This is a genomic window from bacterium (genome assembly GCA_024228115.1).
GTDB lineage: Bacteria > Myxococcota_A > UBA9160 > UBA9160 > UBA6930.
This window is the reverse complement of sequence record JAAETT010000515.1, coordinates 1-7,489: the sequence shown is the minus strand read 5'-3', so window position 1 is coordinate 7,489 and position 7,489 is coordinate 1. Positions and strand designations below refer to the sequence as shown.

Annotated in this window: 4 protein-coding genes; all 4 read left to right on the top strand. The window is 64.8% G+C overall.

The genetic code is table 11. The features are described from left to right. Positions 1-472 precede the first annotated feature (472 nt). Complete coding sequence (locus GY937_21715; protein MCP5059330.1) at positions 473-982, top strand: hypothetical protein; 510 nt, start codon at positions 473-475, stop codon at positions 980-982. Positions 983-1,220: 238 nt separating this feature from the next. Continuing rightward, positions 1,221-3,557 (top strand): MMPL family transporter, encoded by a 2,337-nt coding sequence (locus GY937_21710; GenBank protein ID MCP5059329.1) that lies wholly within the window; start codon positions 1,221-1,223, stop codon positions 3,555-3,557. Beyond that, positions 3,554-6,304 carry a hypothetical protein gene (locus GY937_21705; protein MCP5059328.1) on the top strand — a complete coding sequence of 917 codons (2,751 nt, stop codon included), beginning with the start codon at positions 3,554-3,556 and terminating at the stop codon, positions 6,302-6,304. Before GY937_21710 ends, GY937_21705 begins: the two co-directional genes overlap by 4 nt. Beyond that, a partial coding sequence (locus tag GY937_21700; protein MCP5059327.1) for a sigma-54-dependent Fis family transcriptional regulator occupies positions 6,273-7,489 on the top strand: 1,217 nt, incomplete at its 3' end. The genes GY937_21705 and GY937_21700, both read left to right, overlap by 32 nt.

Here is a 7,489-nt window from a genome sequence, read left to right as displayed (position 1 = left end):
GGAGCTGGCGATCCCGAGAGAAGGCCACCTTGAAAAACACACCCACAAAGGGCTAATCACACCACACCTGTCTTGGGCGGCTCCCTATGGCCGCTTTTCAGACGTTCACGTATGGCCGGTTTTGAGGTGTTCACCGAGGATCGGAGAGGCGGGAGAAGTCGAGATAGGCGCACTGCTGAACGAATGAATGCAATCGCGCACCTTTCCGATGGCGAAATTCTGGGAGCGGGGCGATCCAGCAGACAACTCTCGGCCAGATCGAGCGAGCACGACGGTGCACGTCGACTATGACCAGCCGGCGAGTGATCGCAGAGACGGTGGAGCTTCCAAGAGCGCGGTGTACGGGGCAGTTTCCGAAGCTGGCTCTTTCTTGGATTGCGGTAGCGGTAGTAGGTGGGTGGTCCTCCCAGCAAGGCTGGATCGAGGCGGCGAACCGAGGTAAACCTCAGTCCCCAGCCGGACGAGGATGACCATGAGTACCAGCAACTACGAAGACGTTGTAGTTGAATATCTACGCGCCGACCGCGCCCTCTTCGTCAACACAGAGTGTTGCATCGAGCTCAACGAAGCCCCCAATCCCGATTCCAGCGGCCCGCACTGGTACTGCGACGCGGTCGTGGTGGACTTTCGAGATGCGGCGGTATTTCTGTGCGAGGTGACGTTTGCCAACCCGCCGCAAAGCCTTTACAAGCGGCTATCCGATTGGACGGCCAACTGGGCCGGCGTCTGCGCGGCATTGGCCCGCGATTGCCTTCTTCCAGGCGATTGGCCGGTGCGCCCGTGGCTCTTCGTCCCCGAAGAACAGGTCGAATGGATCGTTCGAAGGGTTCGTGAACTGCAGCGGGACGCCGGCTCCAGCGAACAACTTCCCGAACCTCGCATTACGCCGCTCGAACTCGTCCAACCGTGGAAATACAAGTCCTGGAATCGAGAAGGCGAGCAGGCAAAACCACCTACCATTCCCGAGAGCATGAGGGTCTAGGTTCAGACGGACCCGAGCCCGTCGTGTCATTTCTCGCGGGCATGCGCAGGTGACGCAAGAGTCTCTCGCGAGCGCCGCCGCAGCGGAATCCCGTTCTATTCTCGGCCGCTTTGCGCGGAACATGCGCATCTTGGCTGTTTCTGGTTGCCCAAAACCGTTACGAAAACAAGCCCTTAGCTGATCTGATGCCGGTATACTGATCCGACGGCGGGCCGGCGCCCGCGTCGAGGGTCCGGCCTTGCTCAACCGCGTCTCGAGCCTTGCTCGGTTTCTGACCGAGATCAGCGTCCAACGGCCGCTGGTGACGGTTGGGCTCGGGCTCGTCGTGACCATGGGTCTCGCAGTTCAGGCTGCCCAGCTCTCCAGCGAGGTCGGCTACGCCGCCTACTTCGGCCCGGACGACCCTGCGGTCCACCGGCTCTCCGACTTCTTCGAGGAGTTCGACAGCGGGCTGCACGTGCTCGTCGTGTTCGGATGCCCAGGTAGCACCATCTGCTCTTCGGTGCGGGATCGAGGGGCGCTGGAGTTCATCGGGAAGCTGCAACGGGACCTCGATGCCCTGCCGAACGTGCGCCGGACGCAGAGCGTTCTCAACGCGCCGATCGTAGTCGGCCCACTCGAGACCCGGACGATTTCGGCTCGGGGTGGGGCAGGGGACTACTCGCTCTCTCCGGACTGGGAGCGCCTGGCCGAGCAGTCGCTGGGAGAGCCTTTCCTCGCGAACGTGGTTGTTTCGGGGGACGGGAAGACCGCAGGGATCATCGTCGAGTTTCAATCGCTCGATAGTCAGCCGGTTCGTGAGCTCGTGCATGCGATCCTCGATCTTGTCCCGCACTACGAAGAGGAACTCGGAAGCGAGATCTTCGTCGCGGGAGACCCTGTCTGGACGGTTGTCGCAGACGACGATCTGGACGCCGATTCGATCAACCTGACGCTACTCATGTTCGTGCTGATCGTCGCGGTTCTCTGGGGTTTCTTTCGAGACGTCTGGCTCACGATCCTTCCCGTGCTCGCCGTCGGAGGGCTCACCGTCGCGATTCACGGGGTCATTGCGCTGCTTTCGATTCCGATGACCACGATCCTCGCAGCCCTACCGCCGGTTCTCGTGGTCATCGCGATCACTGCCGCAATTCACCTCCTCACCGGCTTCCTGCGTCATCCCGATCTCGAGCCTGGCGCCGCTCTGGTTCAGGCTGCCGAGCAGGTCGGCCCGGGCTGCCTCTGGGCCGCCGTCACGACGGCTGCGGGCTTTGGCTCGTTTGTCTTGAGTGATCTGGCGAGCTTCAGGCAGTTCGGTCTTGCTGCAGCCATCGGCTTCATCCTCGCCTTCCTCGGCACATTCACGCTGCTGCCCGCGCTCCTCTGCCTGATGCCTCCGCGCACGCGTGGCCCGGACCGGGCCCGGCTCGGCGTCGTGCGGGAGATGCTGAGCGCCGCAGTGGGTGCGGTGTCGAGCAGGCCCACGTTCGTTCTCGTCACCGGAATGGCCGTGTTCATCGGCCTGGCCGCGGGAATCCCGCGGCTCTACTACGAGGTGGACTTCGGTGACCAGTCGCTGGTTCTGCGCTCCGTCCGCTTCATGGAGGCCAACTTCAGGAAGCCGATGTCGACGGAACTCGTGGTTACGATCCCAGAGGGGAAGCGGATCTATGATGAGGAGAGCCTCCAACTCCTCGAACGCATCGAGCGCTATTTCGACAGCGAGCCGAGCAGCGGAATCGCTTGGAGCTTCCTCGACTTCCTCGAAGAGGCCTACCGGATCGACCACGGAAGCCGGGCTCGCTCCTTCGACCACCTCGTCGAGGCAGCGCCAGCGGAGATGCCGATCGTTGCGTCCTACCACGGCCTCTCCGGCTTCTGGAGCGAGTCCGCGGCCGAGGGCGCCAATGGCGACAAGGTCTACCGGGATCGCGCGCGCGTTTCGGTCCACCGAAGCTGGCTCAACGGCGAAGAACAAATCCCGTACGTCGATCGCCTCCAGAGTTTCATCGCGAAGGTGAATCAAGACGTACAACCCGAGGGCTACCGGGTCGAGTTGCACGGAGGGCTCGAGTTGGCCGCGCTTGCAGAGCGCCGGATTCGAGATACCCAGTGGCGAAGCTTCGCGACGGCCTTCGTTGTCGTCGGTCTGACTCTGTGGGCGCTCTTGTGGTCTTCACCAGCCCTTGCAGCGCTGGGAACCGTCGTGAATGTGCTCCCCGTGATCGCGCTCCTCGGCTTGATGGGCTGGGCCGGGATTGCCGTGGATCCCGCAAACACCATGGTCGCGGCCGTCCTCCTGGCGATCGCCGTGGATGACACGATTCACGTAGCTCTTCGCTACCAGCGCGCCCGCCGCGAAGGCGCCACGCGTCTGTCCTCAATCACCACGACCCTCACGACTGTCGGCGAAGCCGTCGTGATCACCAGCATCTGTCTTGCGCTGGGCTTTGCGGTTCTGATGTTCTCCCGTTGGGGAGGCCTCGTCTCGTTCGGCCTCCTCGCCAGCCTCGGCATCGTCTTTGCGTTGCTTGCCGACCTGCTTCTCCTGCCCGCCGCTTTGCTCCTCCGTCGGGGTTCGGAGGCGCAGGAATGAGCGACCCGCCGACACTCCGGCGCTGGCTCGTGGTCGCGGCCATCTGTGCCCCCTTCCTGATCGTTTGGCCGGCTCCCTCGACGCTGGTCGAAAGCGTTCGAGGGTTGGACGCCCCCGTCGATGGATCGCTTCGAGTGCCGTTCGGAGCTGCCTTCCTGCGCGGCGCGAACCCCGCCTTCGAGCCTCACGACCGGATCCTGGATGTGGTCCTGGACGGCCAGGAACGAACGCTCTCGCCGCGGAATCGCCAGGAGCTTCACCTCGCCCTCGAGCAACATCAGGCGAGGGACGCATCCGTCCGGATCATTCGGGGTCGGGAGCCAAGAAACGTCCGCGCAGGATTGGCAGAAGGCGTCGGGTGGCAGGCGGTCGGGCGGGACTGGCCGACCATCTTTCTCGGCGCGACCTTTCTCCTCTTCGCGTTGACGGTTGGTCTCGGAAGCCGCCATCCAGTCGCGCCGCCACTCTTCGTAGTGGCATGGTGCGTCGGGTCCAGTGTCTTGACGCAGATGGACCTGATCCTGCCAGGTGACACCGGCCTCCTCGGGATGGCGTCACTTCGCCCCCGACTCGGGCTGGTCAGCCTCACGCTACTTCCCGCGGCGATGATTCACCTGGCCATGCGATTCCCCGTGGTCTCTCCGCGCTTCCGTTCCGCGCGGGTCGCAGCTGTGCCCTACGGCTTCTGGCTGTTCCCGGCGGCGTTTGCCCAGATCCACCTGCAGGACGCAGCGTTCCTGAACGCGCTCGAGCGGATCGCCGTGGGGGCGGCCTTCTTGGCGGCGGGGATCCTCGTGGTCGGGAGCCTCACGTCCGCTCGCACGATGACACCCATCGAGCGAGCACGTACACGCGCCTTGCTGTTTGGCCTCGGAATAGGGAGCGCCGTCCCGTTCGTCTACTTCATCACCGGGGGCCTGCCCCCGCCCGCATTCCGTACGCCGTTCATCCTCTCTCTCCTCGCCTTCCCGGCGGCCATCTCCTGGGCGATCGTCCGCTACCGCCTGCTCGATCCACCGGTGTGGGTGCGAAGCGCGTTCTTGACCGGACTGACTGCGATGGCAGCGCTGCTGGTCGCAAGTGGAGTCGTGTCGTTCGCACTATCCCTTCTGGGGGAGCCAGGTGCGGGAGTGTCTGCCGAGGTCATCCCGGTCGCGCTTACGACGACCATCCTCTACCAGCTGCTGCACTCGGGCCTTCGGCGCGGGGCCGCGGGACGGGTGTTCCGAGAGCGGGCCTTTGAGCACTTCCTAGAGCAGGCAAGCCAGGAACTCGCAGCGGCGCGCGAGCCTCGGCGGGTCCTCAAGCGCGTCCAGACGCTCATCCAGGGTCACCTTGGCGCGAGCGAGGTTCGATGTGTGCTCGAAGCGGAAGCAGCGAGTTGCTCGGAGCCACTCGTTCAGCGTGGTCTCGCGCTCTGGCATCGCGAGCGCTCGACGGGTGACCCCATCGTGCGGGCCCGCGCGCGTACCGAGGACCCGGGACCGGACGTGCCCGAAATCGTGCTTCCGCTGCTCCCCCACAGTGCTCCGAGCGCCCTCGTGATCGTTGGATCCCGCACCGATGGGCTGCCGTACGGCGACGACCACGCCAGGATGCTCGCGAGCCTTCGGCACGTGGCCACGACAGCGCTGCAGGCAGCAGCTTCCACGGCGGACCTCGAAACGAAGGTGGCCCAGAAGACAGCGTCTCTCGAACAAGCGTTGTCCGATCGACATGCGGTGCTGCGCGCGGCTCGCGCAATCTGTGAGGCGGACGCACCGGACGAGGTGCTCGCCACACTTCGTGGCTTCGCGGCGGCGCACCAGGCGGCTCTGCACTGGGATACGGTCGCTCCTGGCGGACCGAGTGACCTCGATCTGATAGTCCCTGGCCAGCCCGTCCGCCTTCTGCAGCTGGAGGGAATCACACCCCAGCGGGCTGACGAGCTGACCCCCCAGCTCGGGACCCTCTGCGCATTCGCCGGCCTCGCAATTGGCCGGCTCGAACTGCTCGCCGAGTTGAAGCGTGAAGTCGAGCGCCAAGCCGCGGAGATCGCCGAGATCAAATCCCGGCGGCTCCATGCCGAATTCGTACGTGGCGTCGCCCACGAGCTCCGCAAGCCCACGGAAGAGGTGCGCCACCGCGTCGAGGAACTCAGCGCGTCCCTGGCGCCTGAGTTCTCCGCGGGGCTGCGCCGTATCCGTGCGGCAAGCCGCGAGATGTCCCGGCGCCTCGATCTCCTGCTGTTCCACTCGGGTCTCCGCCTCGATCTCCAACGGATCGATCTGGTGCGCGTTGTCGGCGATGCGGTCGAGGCGACGCGGGTCGGCTGCCCCGATCGCGACTACCAAGTCGATCACGAGCTGGTCCGGCTTCCCATGATCGGCGATCCAAGCCGCTTGCTCTCCGTGATCGAGAATCTGCTCGACAACGCGGTCAAGGCAACCAGCCTGGGGCAGATGATCCTCGTTCGCACGTCTCTGGAAGCGGCCGGCGAACATCGGGGCAGTCAAGTTCGATTGGAAGTCGTAGACGAGGGACGAGGCATCCCGCCCGATCAGCTGGAGGAGATCTTCCAGCCGGGCGTTGGTCTCGAGCCCAGTGGATTCGGCCTCGGCCTCTCGCTGTGCCGAGAGATCGTGCGGAAGCACGCCGGCACGATTGATGTGGTCTCGAAGCCAGGCAGAACCACCTTCTGCATTCAGTTGCCGCAGTTTCACTCGAGGGAAGGCCATGACAGCAGCCGCGTCCATTCTTCTGGTTGAAGATCACGAGGGCACGCGCTCGCAGCTGAGCGACGCGCTGGAGTCCTCCGGTTTCAGCGTCATCTCGACTGCAGATGGCCGCGAAGCACTCGAAGCCCTGCGCAGTCGCCCGGTAGACCTGATCCTCAGCGACTATCGGATGCGCCCGATGGACGGGCTCTCGCTGCTTCGAGCCGTGCGGAAGACCTTGGAGGTGCCGTTCGTCCTCTACAGCGCGGGAGCCGATGCCCAGGCGGTGTTCGAAGCGGGCCGGGAGGGTGCAGTGCGCTTCCTGGAGTTCCCTTTCCGATTCGCTGACCAGCTCCTCCCCACGATCGCCGAATCCCTGGGCCGGCGGAGCGCCGCCGCTCGCGACGAACCCAGGGTCGGCGCCGAGCGCCTCATCGGTTCGTCGGCCGCAATGCGGCACGTTCGTGCCACCATCCATCGGCTCGCTCCCACCCGCACGACCGTGCTGATCTACGGCGAGACCGGCACGGGCAAGGAACTGGTGGCCCGGGCCATCCACGAGGAGAGCGGGCGCGATCCCTTCGTCTCGGTATCCGTGCCCGAGCTTTCGGAAGGCCTGCTCGAGAGCGAGCTCTTTGGCCACACCCGAGGAGCCTTCACCGGAGCCGTCGCCTCCCGCCCGGGCCTGTTCGAGGCTGCGAGCGGAGGCACGCTCTTCCTGGACGAGATCGGCGATTCGCCGATGTCCGTCCAGGTCAAGCTGCTCCGCGCTCTCGAAACCCGGGAGATCCGGCCCGTCGGCGGCGCGACCCCACGCAAAGTGGATGTACGGGTCGTCGCAGCGACGAACCGCGATCTGGCCGAGATGGTCCGCGGTGGAGAGTTCCGCGAGGACCTCTTCTACAGAATTCGCGGTGCCTCGGTTCAACTTCCTCCGCTTCGATCCCGGACACGCGACATCGAGGCCATCGCCCAGGTGCTCGTTTCCGAGATCGCAGAATCTGCCCGTGTTCCGGTACCCAAGCTGGATCCCGGGTTTCTCGCAGCCTTGGAACACTGTCCCTGGAAGGGCAATGTCAGAGAACTCCGGGCCGTCCTGGAGAACGTCATCCTCTGGAGGGATGGCGACGGACCGCTCGAGCGGATTCACCTGGTCGAAGCGCTGGTGGCCATGAACCCGGATCTGAGTTCGGAGGACCAGTTGCTCGCACAGAAGATCCTCGATGCCTTCCGCCG